A 13,889-nucleotide genomic window follows, 5' to 3' on the forward strand; every position below is an offset into this window, starting at 1 on the left:
TGAGGATCAGAGGGTGCGCTGGTTCACGCGCTCGGACAGCTTCTCGGCGCTCTCGACGCGCTCGGAGTAGCGGTCCGTCAGATAGTCTGACCGCCCGCGAACCAGCCAAGTGAACTTCACCAGTTCCTCGCAGACGTCGACGACTCGGCTGTAGAGGGCCGACGGCTTCATGCGCCCGGCCTCGTCGAACTCGAGGAACGCCTTCGGGACCGATGACTGGTTGGGGATCGTGACCATGCGCATCCAGCGGCCGAGGATGCGCATCTGGTTCACGGCGTTGAAGGACTGCGAGCCGCCCGACACCTCCATGACGGCCAGCGTCTTGCCCTGCGTCGGACGCTTGGCGCCGAGGGCAAGGGGTATCCAGTCGATCTGCGCCTTCATGATCCCGGTCATGGCCCCGTGGCGCTCCGGGCTGACCCAGACCATGCCCTCGCACCAGTCGGCGAGGTCGCGGAGCTCCGTGACCTTCGGGTGGTCGGGCTCCGCCCCGTCTGGGAGCGGCAGGCCGCGGGGGTCGAAGGTGCGCACCTCGCAGCCGAACCAGCGGAGCAGGCGACCGGCCTCCTCGGACAGGAAGCGGGAATAGGACCGCTCGCGGATCGAGCCGTGGAGGACGAGGATGCGCGGCGGATGCATCGGGGCGCCGGGGCCGGCGAGCGCGTTCCCGTTGATCGGGCGAAGCTGGTCTAGGTCGACGGAGGGCAGGTCGAGAGCGGCAGGGTCCGTCATCGTACAGTCTCCTTCCGCCACAAGACGGCCGAGACCGAACACAGGCCCATGGCCTGCCGGGTCGCCAGCACCGCAGCGGGTGCCTCCGCCCTTTCGGCCCGTCGGAAGCCGAGCGCCGCGAGGAAGGTCGGCTCCCCTGTCGTGAAGGCGAAAGCGTCGGCCGCACCCTGCTCGCGGCCGCGGCGCATCAGGTCTGCCGTGACAGCGCCGCCGACGCCGTACCCACGATAGCTGGGCACGACGACGATGGACCGCAGGAGGACGGCGGCGCCGAGCGGCTCGAAGCCGCCGATCGCGACGAACTCGCCGCCCTCGGTGGCATAGCGTAGGAACACCCGGCCGGGCTCCGCCACGTCCTCCGTCGGCAGCCCCGCCTCGGACAGGAGACCGACGAGGCCGACCGGATCGGCGACCGCGGTCGCGACGAGCGGAAGGGTCATGCTGGGGAGCCTCCGACGGTCTCCCCGTCCTCCTTGGTGAAGGTGGCGACGGGGTTGTCGAGGAGTGGCAGAACCTTCTCCGACGGGCGGCAGAGCGCGGCGCCCTTGTCCGTCACGACGATCGGGCGGTTGATGAGGATCGGGTGCGCCATCATGGCGTCGAGGAGTGCGTCGTCGGACAGCGTCTGGTCCCCGAGGCCGAGTTCGGCGTAGGGCGTGCCCTTCTCGCGAAGGAGGTCGCGCGGGCGGATGCCCATGGCGTCGATCAGTTCGACCAGCCGCTCGCGGCTCGGCGGATTCTTCAGATATTCGACGACCTCCGGCTCCTCGCCGGACTGGCGGATCATCTCCAGCGTGTTGCGGGACGTGCCGCAGGTGGGGTTGTGGTAGATAGTGACGGTCATGATGGTCCTCAGGCGACGTCGGGCGTGCGTAACGAGGCGCCCTCGAGCTGGCCGATCTCGCGCACCTTGGTGGCGAGCCGGGTGCGCTCCAGGCTCTCGACGGGCAACGCCGTGAAGGCGGAGATGCGGTTCTTCATGTAGCGGAAGGCCTGCGTGAAGGCGGCGCGCTTCCACATGTCGCCGCGGTCCTCGTGGCTCGGGTCCTCGATGCCCCAGTGGGCGGTCATCGGCTGGCCCGGCCATACTGGGCACGCCTCGCCCGCGGCTTGGTCGCAGACGGTGAAGACGAAGTCCATGACGGGCGCCTCGGGTGTCGCGAACTCGTCCCATGGTTTCGAGCGCATGCCGTCGGTCGGGTAGCCGAACTCCCGAAGCACCTCCAGCGCCATCGGGTTCACCTCGCCTTTCGGCTGGCTTCCGGCCGAGAAGGCGTTGAAGCGGCCCGCGCCGTCCTTGCGCAGGATGCTCTCGGCCAGGATCGAGCGGGCGGAGTTGCCCAGGCAGAGGAACAGGACGTTGAAGGGCTGGGCACTCATCGGCAGGTCTCCGGGGCGCAGGTGGAAGCGAAGGCGTCGCCGAGGTTCCCGCAGATCTCCGGGTTCCCCGAGCAGCAGTCCTCGGTGAGGAAGGCGAGGAGCTGGCGCATGTCGTCGTAGCTCGCGGCGTAGAGGATGCGCCGCCCGTCGCGCCACGAGCGCAGGAGCTTGGCGCGCTCCAACGTCGCGAGGTGAAAGCTCATGCGCGTCGGCGGGATGGACAGGGCCTCGGCGATCTCCCCCGACGCCATGCCGTTCGGGCCGGCCCGGACGAGCATCCGGAAGGCCGCGAGGCGGTCGGCGTGGGCAAGGGCGGACAGGGCGGCAACGGCTGAGACGTCGTTCATCCCTGCTACATTGCAAACATAGTTGTAGAATTCAAGTGGCCGATGCGTGGGAAGGACAGCGCATTGTCAAAACGATGCCCGTACCCGTTTCAGGATGGCCACGATCATCCTTCCGATCGGTGCCTCTGCCTTCCGCCTCGGAGGGAACGCTGGAACGACGCCGAGGCGGATGGGGAAGCCGGACGATCGTGACCGCGACGAAACGAGCGAGGGCAACGGGTCGACCACGTCCGTTCAAATGCGAACGGTTTCCTCCATCGGAACCCAATCCTCCGCCCGCATCCTGCCGCGGCTTGAACGGAAGGGACCGGAGCGATCGCATGGCTGAGGAGGTGGTGGCTGAACCGGAACGCCGGAAGGGGAAGCTCCCCGCGTGGATGGTCTCGAAGGGCGGTCTGGCGGCGATCGCCGGCGGGACACTGCTTCTCGCCTGCTGCGGGGCATACGCCGCCCTGCGCAGCGACGGCGGGGACACGCCCGCGGTGGCGGAGGAGAAGGCCGAGATCCGCGTCCCGATGCCCGTGGCGAGCAAGCCGCAGGCGCTCAAGGCCGACGCCTACTCGATCGTCTCCGTCTTCGACGGCGAGGCGTTCCTGGCGACCCCGAACGACCTCGTCCGCGTCGTTGTGGGGGCTGTCGTGCCGGGCCTCGGCACGATCACCTCCGTCGAGGCGTTCCCGAACGGCGGCGGCACCGTCGCCGGCACGGAGGCGGTCCTGCGCACGCGCTGAGCCGACGACGATCCGGCGGTTCCGTCACGCGAAGATGCGGGCCGCCATCCAGAGCGCCATGCCCACCATCATGAGGTTCTCGGTGAGGGACACGAAGCCTAGGGGCACATTGGAGTCCCCGCCGACGCACGCGCACTTCAGCTCGCGCCTGTCGACATAGACCGCCTTGAACACCGAGATGGCCCCGACCGTGCCGATAAAGAGCGCGACGGGAACGGACAGCCACATCGCGGCACCCGCCAACATGAGCACGCCCGCCAGCGCCTCGCCGAAGGGGTAGAGGTAGGCGTAGCGCACCCAGTGCTGAGCGAGGAGGTCGTAGCCGAGGAACATCGTGGCGAAGCCCTCCACGTCCCGCAGCTTCTGCACGGCGAGGAGGCACATCGCGATCGAGATGAACCACTCTACGGTTCGCACCGTCAGCAGGGTTCCGAGAAGCGCCCAGGTCACCGCCGCCGCCATCAGGGCGGCCATGGCGAAGATGGCGACGACGGGCTTGTAGGTGACCGCCTTGGGATCGGCGACGGTCTTGCCAAGGAAGCGCCGGAGGTCGTCGTACCCGCCGACGCGCTTCCCGTCGACGAACGTCTGGGGCGTCGTCGAAACCCCATGCTCGGCCTTGAAGGCGTCGGTCTCCTCGCGGGTCGTCAGCCAGCGGTCGTCGACCTCGAAGCCCTCGCGCTTCAAGAGGTCGACGGCGCGCAGGCCCCAGGGGCAGATGTGCTTGGGCATGACCATTCGGTAGATGGTCGCTCGCTTGGCCTCCACCGCGCTCGATGGGGCCGTGCCCCCACCTGCGATCGTCGTGGACATGTCCGTTTCCTTTCCCCGGTCAGTTGCCGGCCGCGATGGCGGCCTCGGGCATGCGCGGCGGCAGGTCCGGAGCGCCGTCGGCGGGCGGGTTGGCCTCGAGGTCGGCGATGAGCCGCTTCATCTCCCCGATCTCGCGGACCTGCGCCTCGACGATGCCGTCGGCGAGTTCGCGGACCCGCGGGTCGCGGATGTGCGCCCGCTCGCTGGTCATGATCGCGATGGAGTGGTGGGGGATCATCGCCTTCATGTAGGCGACGTCGTGTACGGTCTCCTGGCTGCGCACGAGCCACAGGGCCCCGGCGAACACGACGACGCCCGCCGCGACGATGGCCGCGTTGGTGCCCTTCCTGGGGTACATCCCCCACATGAAGCCGATCATGATCAGCGCCATGGCGGCGCCCATCACCACGGCCATCCACGTCCGCGTCTGGCTGTAGAAGACGTGGTCGAGCGCGTAGGTGTTCAGGTACATCAAGCCGAACATCACGACCGTCGAGGTCGCGATCATCGCGGCGAAGCGTCCGTAGCCCATGGGTCCTGCTCCCGTTCGTCGGGGTGTCGGGATGCCCCGGAGGCGACCGCCCCCGGGGCACGGGTCCGTCGCTTACTTGGCGAGCGCCTCGACGCGGGCCGTCATCTCCTCGATCTCCTTCCGCTGCGCGTCGATGATCATCTGCGCCATCTCCTTGGACTTCTCGTCCTTGCCGAGCTTGAGCTCGACCTCGGACATGGCGATGGCGCCCTGGTGATGGGCGATCATCCCGCAGTTGAAGGCGAGGTCCGGGTCCTTGATCATCGCGGCCTTCATCATGGGGCCGTGCATCTTCATCATCGCGTCCATGTTGCCCTTCTGGACGTCGTTCATCTGACCGCCGGACATCGCGTTCTGCATGCCGCCCATCATGGACGACATGTCCATGGACCCGGCGGCGGCCTCGCAGGCAGCCGGGAGGGTCACCTGCTCGGAGGACATCGCCTTGCCGTGCTGGTCCTGCGCCGAGGCGTGGGAGACGGCGGCGGCGAGGAGGGCGGCGGACAGGATCGTGATCTTGCGCATGGTCTCATTCCTTGTGGATAGGTCCCTCGGGACCGTTCGTTGATTTTGGTGGTGACGCGGCGGGAAGCCGCGGAATGCGCGTCCGACGGCGTCAGGCCGCCATCTTGCGGCAGCTTTCGGCGCACTTGCGGCAAGCCTCGACGCACTCCTGCATGCCGCCGACGCGCTCGCAGTCGGCAGCGCAGGCCTCGCAGATCTCTGCGCAGGCGCGGCAGGTCAGCTTGTGGTGCTCCGACCCGACGAGCATGAGGTGCGCGGAGGTACGGCAGATCTCGGCACATGCCGACATGAGCGTGAAGTGCCGCTTTTCTACGTGCTCGCCGCCCATCTCGAGGCAGTGGTTCATGGCCATGGACAGGCAGGTCTGGTAGCAGCGCAGGCATTCGTCGATGCAGGACTGCATCTCGGGGGACATGTGGTTCATGTCGCCTTCTCCTTGTGGGACAGGCATGACGCGACGACGGGTCGTTGGCCCTCGTCCGTCGCAGGTTGTGTTCGGATGGGTAGTGGCAGGCGGGCGCGCCGATGCAGGCGGCTTCGGCCCCGACCGTGCCGCCGGCCTCAGGCCGGCGGGTAGCGTCAGGCCAACTTGGGCGGACGCTTCAGGCCGGGCGGAAGGATGCCTTCCTCCTCCAAGTGGAGGACCGAGTCGGGCTTCGCAGGATGGGCGTCGCGCGATACGCCCGACGGTGCTGGGAACGGCAGGATGCTGGTGCAGGACTTCCCGCAGCAGGACATAGTAGACATGCCGCCGTCCGTCTTGTGCGCCTCGCCGTGGGCGTGCGCCGACTGGGTCGAGGGGGAATGGGCAACCGGGTGGTCGTGGACGCTCATGCCGGCCATCGCCGTCCCATGCCCGGCAAACGCGGCGACCGCGACCAGGGACAGGATGACGACGAGACTACGCAGGCATGCGGCGAGCATGGGGATTTCCGGTTGCCGATCCGTCAAGAACCGACGGCTGGCTACGGAGTTCCATCCACCAGGTCCGTAGACGGAAAGTCTATGGGTCCCCTTGCGATACCCCTGCCTCCTGGCAGGGTTGCCGTGGCTTTCACTCCCTCCCGGCCCGGTAGAAGACCTTCGGGCTCGCCGACGCGTCTCCGAACGAAAGGACGTCGAACTCGGCCTTCGGGTCGTCTCCCATGCCGGGCGATCCCATGGGCATGCCCGGTGCCGCGATCCCCGCAACCCTGGGCTTCTCCGAAAGGAGCCTGTCGACGGCCTCCATCGGCACGTGGCCCTCCACGACGTAACCGCCGACCTTCGCCGTGTGGCAGGACTCGACGGGTTCGGAGACGCCGAGAAGGCGCTTCAGCCCCGCCATGTCGTCGCGGTCCTCGACCGTCACCTGGAACCCGTGCTTGCGGGCGATCTCGACCCACGCCCCGCAGCAGCCGCAGTCGGGCGACTTGTAGACGTGCATGTGGTTCGGGGCGTGTTCGGCGACCGCGGGGGCGGCCAGCGTGAGAAAGGCGATGGCGGCGAGGAGCGGCTTCGTCGGCAGCATGTCGGAACTCCGTGAGATGTCCGGCCGACCCTGCCCGCAGTCGGGTCCGCTTCGCAAGCCCGCTGGGGGCAGGGTCGGCAGACGCCCCGTTCACTTGTCCGTTCGCCGGGGCGCGAACCGAGCCGCATGCCACGGGCCGGGCGCATGCGAAGCTTCATCTCGCGCCCCTTGACCTTCCCATGATGGGAAGCCCCATCTTCCGGCAAGTCACTGATTTCGGGAACGAAGCCGATGAACCAGATCCTTCCGTCGGAGAGGGTCGAGGGCGCCGCAAAAGTCCTCCGCCTCGACATCGAGGGCATGAGCTGCGCGTCGTGTGTTGGCCGCGTCGAGCGCGCCATCGCGGCGGTGCCGGGGGTCTCCTCCGCATCCGTGAACCTCGTCGCCGAGCGTGCCGACGTGACCTTCGCGGGTCCCGTCGACGGCGCCGCCGTCCTGCATGCCGTCGAGGAGGCTGGCTACGAGGTCCGCCAGGAGACGCGTGAGCTCGGCATCGAGGGCATGACCTGCGCGTCCTGCGTCGGTCGCGTCGAGCGGGCGATCGCCGCCGTTCCCGGCGTCTCCTCGGTCGCCGTGAACCTCGCGACGGAGCGCGCCACGGTGCGTGCGCTTCCTTCCGTGGACATGCGCTCGATCGAGGCCGCCGTGCGCGACGCCGGGTACGAGCCGCGCGCCCTTGCGATGCGCGGCGCCGCGGACACCGAGGATCTTCGCCGGGCTACGAAGGAGGCGGAGTACGCGCGGCTGCGGCGCGACCTCCTGGTCGCGGCCGTCCTCACCGCCCCGCTCTTCGTCCTCGAGATGGGCTCGCACCTCGTTCCCGCCTTCCACGACCTCGTCATGAACGGGATCGGGATGCGGGAAAGCCGCGTCCTCCAGTTCGTCCTCGCCTCGCTCGTGCTGTTCGGCCCCGGCCTGCGCTTCCTGCGCAAGGGGCTTCCGGCACTGGCCCGGTTTGCGCCCGACATGAACTCGCTCGTGGCCGTGGGCACGCTCGCGGCCTGGGGATACTCCGTGGTCGCCACCTTCCTGCCGGCCTGGCTGCCCGCCGGCACGGCGAACGTCTACTTCGAGGCGGCCGCCGTCATCGTCACGCTGATTCTCCTCGGACGCCTCCTCGAGGCGCGGGCCAAGGGCCGGACGGGCGAGGCCATCAAGCGCCTTGTCGGGCTGCGCACCAAGACGGCGCGGGTCGCACGCGGCGGGGGCTTCGCCGAGGTGCCGCTCGACGAGGTCGCTGTCGGCGATACCGTCGAGGTGCGCCCCGGGGAACGGATCCCGGTGGACGGAACGGTCCTGTCGGGCTCGTCCTTCGTCGACGAGTCCATGATCACGGGCGAGCCCGTTCCCGTCGCCAAGGAACGCGGCGCGACCGTGGTCGGGGGCACGATCAACGAGACCGGCAGCTTCACCTACCGCGCCGACCGCGTCGGCGCGGACACGGTGCTGGCGCAGATCATCCGCATGGTCGAGGAAGCGCAGGGCGGCAAGCTGCCGATCCAGGCGCTCGTCGACCGCGTGACGCGCTGGTTCGTTCCCGCGGTGATGGCCGCGGCCGCGCTGACCTTCGTCGTCTGGATGGTATTCGGACCCGGCCCGGCGCTCGGCTTCGCCCTCGTCAACGCCGTCGCCGTCCTCATCATCGCCTGCCCCTGCGCCATGGGCCTCGCGACCCCGACCTCGGTCATGGTCGGCACGGGACGCGCGGCCGAGCTCGGCGTCCTCTTCCGTCGCGGCGAGGCCTTGCAGTCCCTGCGCGACGTCGACGTGGTGGCCCTCGACAAGACGGGGACGCTGACGGAAGGCCGACCCGAACTGACGGACCTCGTCCTCGCGGACGGTTTCGACCGTCATGACGTGCTGGGGCTCGTCTCCTCCGTCGAGGCGAAGTCGGAGCACCCGATCGCCGCCGCCATCGTCGCCGCCGCCAAGGCCGAGGGGCTGCCCGCCGCAGCCGTCGACCGCTTCGAGGCGTTCCCCGGGTTCGGCGTGGAGGCCATCGTCGGCGGGCGTTCCGTCGCGATCGGGGCGGACCGACTCATGACGCGGCTCGGCCTCGACCCGTCCACCTTCGCCGGGGACGCGGAGCGGTTGGCCGTCGAGGGCAAGTCGCCCCTCTACGCCGCCGTCGACGGACGCCTCGCGGCGCTGGTCGTTGTCTCGGATCCCGTGAAGGCGACGAGCGCAGCCGCGATCGCGGCGCTCCACGGGCTTGGTCTGCGCGTCGCGATGGTCACGGGCGACAACGAGCGGACCGCAAAGGCCGTCGCCGCCAGCCTCGGCATCGACGAGGTGTTCGCCGAGGTCCTGCCGGAGGGCAAGGTCGCTGCCGTCCGGAGCCTCGGCCTGTCGGGCAAGGTCGCCTTCGTCGGCGACGGCATCAACGATGCCCCGGCGCTGGCCGCGGCCGACGTCGGCCTCGCCGTCGGCACGGGAACCGACGTCGCGATCGAGAGCGCTGACGTGGTCCTGATGTCCGGCGACCTCAACGCCGTCGTCACGGCCGTCGCCGTGTCGAGGGCGACGATCCGGAACATCCGCCAGAACCTGTTCTGGGCCTTCGCCTACAACGTCGTCCTCGTCCCCGTCGCGGCCGGCTTGCTCTACCCGCTGAACGGCACGCTCCTGTCGCCGGCGCTGGCGGCGGGCGCCATGGCGCTGTCCAGCGTCTTCGTGCTCGGCAATGCGCTGCGTCTGCGGCGGCTCTCCCCCGGGGCCGTGGTGCAGGGCCGCTTGTCGACCCCTCAACCCGCGAGGTGACCCATGAACATCGGTGAAGCCGCCAAGGCCTCGGGCGTCAGCGCCAAGATGATCCGCCACTACGAGGCGGCCGGGCTCATCCCGGCGGCCGAGCGCGCCGAGTCCGGTTACCGCGTGTACTCCGCAGCCGACGTGTCGACGCTGCGCTTCATCCGCCGGGCGCGGGACCTGAATTTCTCGATGGAGAGGATCGGGCACCTGCTGGCCCTGTGGCGCGACCGCGGGCGGGCGAGCGCCGACGTGAAGCGCATCGCCCTGGAGCAGGTCGAGATGCTCGAGGCCCGCATGCGCGAGCTGGAGGAGATGGCGGGCACGCTCCGCCACCTCGCCCGCAACTGCCACGGGGACGGCCGGCCCGACTGCCCGATCATCGGCAGCCTCGCGGACGGGGCGGCTGCGGAACCCGTTCCCCCGCCTCGCCGCCGCCCCACGAGGGCACTGACAAAGGTCGGGGGCATCCGGTGAACCGAACCCTTGACCTTCCAACGATGGAAAGCCCCATCTCTGCTCGAAAGGAGACCACCATGCTCAAGCTGAACGTCCAGGACATGAGTTGCGGGCATTGCGCCGCATCCGTCACGAAGGCGGTCAAGGCCGTCGATCCCTCCGCCGACGTGCGCGTCGACCTCGGCTCGAAGCTCGTGACGGTGGAGACGACGGTCGCGCCGGACGCGATCAGGTCGGCCATCGGCGAAGCCGGATACGCCAGCGAACTGGCCGCCTGACGGCAGAGGATTCGTTTCTCCAAGTCGCGGGGTCCTCACGGGATCCCGGGCGCTGAAGCGAGGCTGGAGACCGCGTTCGCCCCGAGTGGACGCCACCCCGAAACCACGATATGGATCGAGCATGCTGAACGGGATCGACACGACGGGAATTACGAGGAGGCTGCTCGCTGCGGTCTTTCTCTGCCTGTCGGTCGTCCTGTCGCAGATGGCCCATGCGAGCATGCCCTCCATCCCGGCGCACGACACCCGGGCGTCGCAGGGCGTCGCCGCCGATGCGTCGGCAACCGTGGAACACGCGGCGGCCGGCCACTCGCACGGCGACCGCAAGGACGACCCGTCCAAGGCTGGCGACCACACCGGACCGTCCGATTTGAAGTGCGCCAGCCACTGCCCGTCCGTGTTCGTTCCGGCGGGTGCCGATGTCGGTCACGCGGCCGTCGTCCGCTCGGCGACCGCCCCCTCCTTCCATGCGGCCTTCGCGGGCCGCCACGTCGACACGGCCGACAGACCTCCCAGAACCTGACCTGACGGGCGCCGCATGGCGGTGCCCGGCTTCCGCGCGTCCATTCGCCCGAATGGTGCCCGGAGGCGTCGTGCTGCGTCCCCCGCCCTCGCGGCACCACGGACGCATGTTTCGGCTCGCGCATGACCCCGCATCCCGTGGCGACAGGCCACGGCCGGACGGTCATGCCGACGATAGGTCACCTCCATGTTCCGCTTCGCATTCTTGTGCGCGGCAGCCCTGCTGACGGCAGGCTGCACCGCCACGGGCCCCCTCGGCCTGTCCGATCTCGGTACGTCCACCCCTGAGGCCGACGCTTCCGTCGGCGCCGCCCCGGTCCGCTACGGCTCCGTCGTCGGCTCCTACACCCACCGCATGCCGAGGGCGCCGGGCAACTGGCGCGGGACGGGCGTCGAGATGGCCCCGGTGGGACCGGAGGCTTCCCAGTGAGCCCGATCGTCTTCAAGGCCTCCGTCATCCTCGCTCCCCTGTTCCTCGGCGGGTGCCTGGCTTCGGGCGACGCGTTCCTGCGGCAGGACGGGTTCGAGACGGTCGCCCTGCGCTCGGGCCAGGCGATCGGCAAGGAAACGGCCTGGGTCCAGGACCGTCAGCAGGCCGCCGCCGTCGACGCCAAGGTGCGCGCGCTGCTGGCCACCAAGACCGTCGGGGCGGACGCGGCCGTGCAGGTCGCGCTGCTGAACAACAAGGGCCTCCAAGCCTCCTACGCCGACATCGGCGTGGCGGTCGCCGACCTCTGGCAGGAGACGCTGCCGCCGGCGAACATCCGGTTGGGCCTCAGCTACGGGACCGTCGACTTCACGAGGACCGTCGAGGGCCTCGTCGTCTCCAACATCATGGCGCTCATCACGCGCGAAAGGCGCCTCGACGTCGCGACGAGCCAGGTCCACGCCGTCCAGCTCGAGGCCGTCCTGCGCACGCTCGAGGTCGCCTCGCAGACCCGCAGGGCTTGGATCGAGGCGGTCGCCGCTTGGGAGAACGTCGCGCTCCTGAACCGGGCCAAGGTCGCGGCCGACGCGGCCGCCGAGCTCGCTGCCGGCCTCGGCGGCACGGGCGCGATGACCAAGGCCGACCAAGCACGCGAGCAGGTGTTCTACGCGGAGCTCGCCGGACGCACCGCGACGGCCCGGCTCGAGGCGCGGCTCGCAAAGGAGCGCCTCGTCCGCGTCATGGGCCTCTACGGCAGGGACATCGACTTCGAGGTGCCGAACGCACTGCCGCGGCTGCCGAGGGCGGCCGCCAAGCGCGAGGGGATCGAGGTCGAGGCGCTGCGCAACCGCGTCGACATCCAGTTGGCGAAGCTGCGCCTCGAGGCTCTCGCGAAGTCCTACGGGCTGACGCAGGCGACACGGTTCGTGTCCGACCTAGAGCTCGGCGCCGGCATCGAGGCCGAGGAGGAGGTCGAGGAGTCCGAGGACGGCCACAAGGAGCGCAAGACGACCTTCGCTCCCGCCGTCGAGGCGGGCATCACGATCCCGATCTTCGACAGCGGGCAGGCGCGCCTGAGGAAGGCCGAGTTCGAGTACCTGCGGGCCGCAAACCTTCTCGCCGAGCGCGGCGTCAACGTTCGGTCGGAAGCCCGTTCGGCCTACCAGGCCTACCGCTCGGGCTTCGACATCGCCCGGCACTACCAGAACAGCGTGCTGCCCCTGCGCACCACGCTCGAGAAGGAGGCGGTGCTCACCTACAACGGGATGATCACCTCCACCTTCGAGCTCATCACCGACACCCGCGAGCGGATCGAGGCGAACATCGCCGCCCTCGAGGCCAGGAAGAACTTCTGGCTCGCGGACGAGGGACTGACCAGCGCCGTCCACGGCGGCGGCGAAACGGATGGCGGCGAGGCCGCCGAGGTCGAGACGGCCGCGGCCGGCGACGACGACTGATCGGAGAGACTGAGATGGTTTCGAGAAGAGGTTTCATCGGCGCCGGCGCGGCGCTCGTGGGTGCGGCCGCGTGGTCCCGCACGTCCGCGATGGGGTTGCCCGAGGCACCCGTCATGGAGAGCGCCGCGACGCAGGTCCCGCCCGTCCCGTCGGAGGGGCCGCACTACAACCCCGTCGTCACGCTGAACGGCTGGTCGCTGCCCTTCCGCATGAACAACGGCGTGAAGGAGTTCCACCTCGTGGCGGAGCCCGTCGAGCGCGAGATGGGCGAGGGCATGACCGCGTACCTGTGGGGCTACAACGGCCAGTCCCCGGGCCCGACGATCGAGTGCGTCGAGGGCGACCGGGTCCGCATCTTCGTCTCCAACAAGCTGCCCGAGCACACCAGCGTCCATTGGCACGGCATGATCCTGCCCTGCGGCATGGACGGCGTGGCCGGGCTCACCCAGCCGCCGATCCCGGCGGGCAAGACCTTCGTCTACGAGTTCGAGGCGAAGAAGAGCGGGACGTTCATGTACCACCCGCACGCCGACGAGATGGTCCAGATGGCCATGGGCATGATGGGCTTCTTCGTGATCCACCCGAAGGATCCGAACTTCATGCCGGTCGACCGGGACTTCGTGTTCCTGCTCTCGGCCTACGACATCGACCCCGGCACCTACATCCCGCGGGTCATGGAGATGACCGACTTCAACCTGTGGGCCATCAACAGCCGCGTCTTCCCCGACGTCGCCCCGCTAGTGGTGAGGAAGGACGACCGCGTGCGCGTGCGGGTCGGCAACCTCACCATGACCAACCACCCCATCCACATGCACGGCTACGACTTCGAGGTGACGTGCACGGACGGCGGCTGGGTGAGGCCCGAGGCGCGCTGGCCGGAGGTGACGATCGACATCCCCGTCGGGGCGATGCGCGCCTACGAGTTCGACGCGATCTACGAGGGCGACTGGGCGCTCCACTGCCACAAGTCGCACCACACGATGAACGCCATGGGCCACGAGATCCCGACCTTCATCGGCGTCGACAAGACCAAGGTCGCCAAGAAGATCCGCCAGGTGCAGCCCGACTACATGCCGATGGGCACGAAGGGCATGGCCGACATGGCGGAGATGTCGATGCCGCTTCCCGACAACACCATCCCGATGATGACGGGCTGGGGCCAGTTCGGCTCCCTCGAGATGGGCGGCATGTTCACCGTCGTGAAGGTGCGCGAGGGCATCGAGAAGGGGTCCTACGCGGATCCCGGCGACTACGAGCACCCTCCCGGCACCGTCGCGTACGAGTGGACGGGATCGCTTCCCGACGCCCCGTCCGCCCCCGCCGGCAGCCAGGACGGCAGCAGCCTCAGGCCCGCGGGCAAGACCGCCGCCGCCGACCCGGCAGACCATTCCGGCCACTGACCGCGGCCGCGAAACCACCAACCCCACC

The 13,889-nt window shown here is 69.3% G+C and carries 19 protein-coding genes; 8 read left to right on the plus strand and 11 right to left on the minus strand.

Features of this window, described 5'->3' with window-relative positions; translation table 11 throughout:
- Positions 1-6 precede the first annotated feature (6 nt).
- Genes arsH through B146_RS0106070 form a run of 5 tightly spaced genes read right to left on the minus strand, consistent with a single transcriptional unit; the run spans position 7 to position 2,459 of the window.
- On the minus strand, positions 7-732 hold the full coding sequence (gene arsH / locus B146_RS0106050; RefSeq protein WP_019995526.1) for an arsenical resistance protein ArsH: 726 nt from the start codon (positions 730-732) through the stop codon (positions 7-9).
- A complete protein-coding gene (locus B146_RS0106055; RefSeq protein WP_019995527.1) occupies positions 729-1,172 on the minus strand; it encodes a GNAT family N-acetyltransferase in 444 nt (147 codons plus the stop codon). Before B146_RS0106055 ends, arsH begins: the two co-directional genes overlap by 4 nt.
- Positions 1,169-1,576, minus strand: a complete 408-nt coding sequence (arsC, locus tag B146_RS0106060; protein ID WP_019995528.1) for an arsenate reductase (glutaredoxin) — start codon at positions 1,574-1,576, stop codon at positions 1,169-1,171. Before arsC ends, B146_RS0106055 begins: the two co-directional genes overlap by 4 nt.
- Positions 1,577-1,584: 8 nt before the next feature.
- Entirely contained in the window at positions 1,585-2,112 is a 528-nt protein-coding gene (locus B146_RS0106065; protein ID WP_019995529.1) for an arsenate reductase ArsC, read from the minus strand.
- Positions 2,109-2,459 carry an ArsR/SmtB family transcription factor gene (locus B146_RS0106070; RefSeq protein WP_019995530.1) on the minus strand — a complete coding sequence of 117 codons (351 nt, stop codon included), beginning with the start codon at positions 2,457-2,459 and terminating at the stop codon, positions 2,109-2,111. The genes B146_RS0106065 and B146_RS0106070 overlap by 4 nt, the downstream gene beginning before the upstream one ends.
- 320 nt (positions 2,460-2,779) lie before the next feature.
- Between B146_RS0106070 and B146_RS0106075 the strand changes: the two genes are divergently transcribed.
- Positions 2,780-3,190 carry a hypothetical protein gene (locus B146_RS0106075; RefSeq protein ID WP_155897389.1) on the plus strand — a complete coding sequence of 137 codons (411 nt, stop codon included), beginning with the start codon at positions 2,780-2,782 and terminating at the stop codon, positions 3,188-3,190.
- Between the two features lie 24 nt (positions 3,191-3,214).
- Here B146_RS0106075 and B146_RS0106080 read toward each other — a convergent pair whose 3' ends face one another.
- From B146_RS0106080 to B146_RS0106105, 6 genes are all read right to left on the minus strand, one after another.
- Positions 3,215-4,003: a glutaredoxin family protein gene (locus B146_RS0106080; protein ID WP_019995532.1), complete on the minus strand. Its 789-nt coding sequence runs from the start codon at positions 4,001-4,003 to the stop codon at positions 3,215-3,217.
- A 19-nt stretch (positions 4,004-4,022) separates the two neighbouring features.
- The gene (locus B146_RS0106085; protein ID WP_019995533.1) at positions 4,023-4,535 is read right to left on the minus strand and encodes a DUF305 domain-containing protein; all 513 of its coding nucleotides are present in this window, start codon (positions 4,533-4,535) and stop codon (positions 4,023-4,025) included.
- 72 nt (positions 4,536-4,607) lie between these two features.
- A complete protein-coding gene (locus B146_RS0106090; protein ID WP_019995534.1) occupies positions 4,608-5,060 on the minus strand; it encodes a DUF305 domain-containing protein in 453 nt (150 codons plus the stop codon).
- Positions 5,061-5,151: 91 nt separating this feature from the next.
- Positions 5,152-5,484: a four-helix bundle copper-binding protein gene (locus tag B146_RS0106095; RefSeq protein WP_019995535.1), complete on the minus strand. Its 333-nt coding sequence runs from the start codon at positions 5,482-5,484 to the stop codon at positions 5,152-5,154.
- Between the two features lie 155 nt (positions 5,485-5,639).
- On the minus strand, positions 5,640-5,984 hold the full coding sequence (locus B146_RS0106100) for a hypothetical protein (RefSeq protein ID WP_019995536.1): 345 nt from the start codon (positions 5,982-5,984) through the stop codon (positions 5,640-5,642).
- 130 nt (positions 5,985-6,114) lie between these two features.
- Positions 6,115-6,570 carry a DUF411 domain-containing protein gene (locus tag B146_RS0106105; protein ID WP_019995537.1) on the minus strand — a complete coding sequence of 152 codons (456 nt, stop codon included), beginning with the start codon at positions 6,568-6,570 and terminating at the stop codon, positions 6,115-6,117.
- Between the two features lie 231 nt (positions 6,571-6,801).
- Between B146_RS0106105 and B146_RS0106110 the strand changes: the two genes are divergently transcribed.
- The 7 genes from B146_RS0106110 to B146_RS0106140 all read left to right on the plus strand — a co-directional run bounded on the left by B146_RS0106110 (position 6,802) and on the right by B146_RS0106140 (position 13,861).
- On the plus strand, positions 6,802-9,330 hold the full coding sequence (locus B146_RS0106110) for a heavy metal translocating P-type ATPase (protein WP_019995538.1): 2,529 nt from the start codon (positions 6,802-6,804) through the stop codon (positions 9,328-9,330).
- Positions 9,331-9,333: 3 nt separating this feature from the next.
- Positions 9,334-9,795 (plus strand): Cu(I)-responsive transcriptional regulator, encoded by a 462-nt coding sequence (gene cueR, locus B146_RS0106115; protein ID WP_019995539.1) that lies wholly within the window; start codon positions 9,334-9,336, stop codon positions 9,793-9,795.
- 59 nt (positions 9,796-9,854) lie between these two features.
- The gene (locus B146_RS0106120; protein WP_019995540.1) at positions 9,855-10,055 is read left to right on the plus strand and encodes a heavy-metal-associated domain-containing protein; all 201 of its coding nucleotides are present in this window, start codon (positions 9,855-9,857) and stop codon (positions 10,053-10,055) included.
- Between the two features lie 121 nt (positions 10,056-10,176).
- Entirely contained in the window at positions 10,177-10,578 is a 402-nt protein-coding gene (locus B146_RS0106125) for a hypothetical protein (protein ID WP_019995541.1), read from the plus strand.
- 186 nt (positions 10,579-10,764) lie between these two features.
- Positions 10,765-11,007: a hypothetical protein gene (locus B146_RS0106130; protein ID WP_019995542.1), complete on the plus strand. Its 243-nt coding sequence runs from the start codon at positions 10,765-10,767 to the stop codon at positions 11,005-11,007.
- The gene (locus tag B146_RS0106135) at positions 11,004-12,461 is read left to right on the plus strand and encodes a TolC family protein (RefSeq protein WP_019995543.1); all 1,458 of its coding nucleotides are present in this window, start codon (positions 11,004-11,006) and stop codon (positions 12,459-12,461) included. Before B146_RS0106130 ends, B146_RS0106135 begins: the two co-directional genes overlap by 4 nt.
- A 14-nt stretch (positions 12,462-12,475) precedes the next feature.
- Entirely contained in the window at positions 12,476-13,861 is a 1,386-nt protein-coding gene (locus B146_RS0106140) for a multicopper oxidase family protein (RefSeq protein ID WP_026358370.1), read from the plus strand.
- Positions 13,862-13,889: the final 28 nt, after the last annotated feature.

The organism is Aureimonas ureilytica DSM 18598 = NBRC 106430, from assembly GCF_000382705.1.
Lineage (GTDB): Bacteria > Pseudomonadota > Alphaproteobacteria > Rhizobiales > Rhizobiaceae > Aureimonas > Aureimonas ureilytica.

Coding starts and splice junctions, on each gene's coding strand:
- B146_RS0106105 (WP_019995537.1), bottom strand. CDS start 6,570: ATGCTGCCGACGAAGCCGCTCCTCGCCGCCATCGCCTTTCTCACGCTG.
- B146_RS0106080 (WP_019995532.1), bottom strand. CDS start 4,003: ATGTCCACGACGATCGCAGGTGGGGGCACGGCCCCATCGAGCGCGGTG.
- B146_RS0106110 (WP_019995538.1), top strand. CDS start 6,802: ATGAACCAGATCCTTCCGTCGGAGAGGGTCGAGGGCGCCGCAAAAGTC.
- B146_RS0106140 (WP_026358370.1), top strand. CDS start 12,476: ATGGTTTCGAGAAGAGGTTTCATCGGCGCCGGCGCGGCGCTCGTGGGT.
- B146_RS0106125 (WP_019995541.1), top strand. CDS start 10,177: ATGCTGAACGGGATCGACACGACGGGAATTACGAGGAGGCTGCTCGCT.
- cueR (WP_019995539.1), top strand. CDS start 9,334: ATGAACATCGGTGAAGCCGCCAAGGCCTCGGGCGTCAGCGCCAAGATG.
- B146_RS0106065 (WP_019995529.1), bottom strand. CDS start 2,112: ATGAGTGCCCAGCCCTTCAACGTCCTGTTCCTCTGCCTGGGCAACTCC.
- B146_RS0106100 (WP_019995536.1), bottom strand. CDS start 5,984: ATGCTCGCCGCATGCCTGCGTAGTCTCGTCGTCATCCTGTCCCTGGTC.
- B146_RS0106075 (WP_155897389.1), top strand. CDS start 2,780: ATGGCTGAGGAGGTGGTGGCTGAACCGGAACGCCGGAAGGGGAAGCTC.
- B146_RS0106070 (WP_019995530.1), bottom strand. CDS start 2,459: ATGAACGACGTCTCAGCCGTTGCCGCCCTGTCCGCCCTTGCCCACGCC.
- B146_RS0106130 (WP_019995542.1), top strand. CDS start 10,765: ATGTTCCGCTTCGCATTCTTGTGCGCGGCAGCCCTGCTGACGGCAGGC.
- B146_RS0106055 (WP_019995527.1), bottom strand. CDS start 1,172: ATGACCCTTCCGCTCGTCGCGACCGCGGTCGCCGATCCGGTCGGCCTC.
- arsH (WP_019995526.1), bottom strand. CDS start 732: ATGACGGACCCTGCCGCTCTCGACCTGCCCTCCGTCGACCTAGACCAG.
- B146_RS0106085 (WP_019995533.1), bottom strand. CDS start 4,535: ATGGGCTACGGACGCTTCGCCGCGATGATCGCGACCTCGACGGTCGTG.
- B146_RS0106095 (WP_019995535.1), bottom strand. CDS start 5,484: ATGAACCACATGTCCCCCGAGATGCAGTCCTGCATCGACGAATGCCTG.
- B146_RS0106090 (WP_019995534.1), bottom strand. CDS start 5,060: ATGCGCAAGATCACGATCCTGTCCGCCGCCCTCCTCGCCGCCGCCGTC.
- B146_RS0106120 (WP_019995540.1), top strand. CDS start 9,855: ATGCTCAAGCTGAACGTCCAGGACATGAGTTGCGGGCATTGCGCCGCA.
- arsC (WP_019995528.1), bottom strand. CDS start 1,576: ATGACCGTCACTATCTACCACAACCCCACCTGCGGCACGTCCCGCAAC.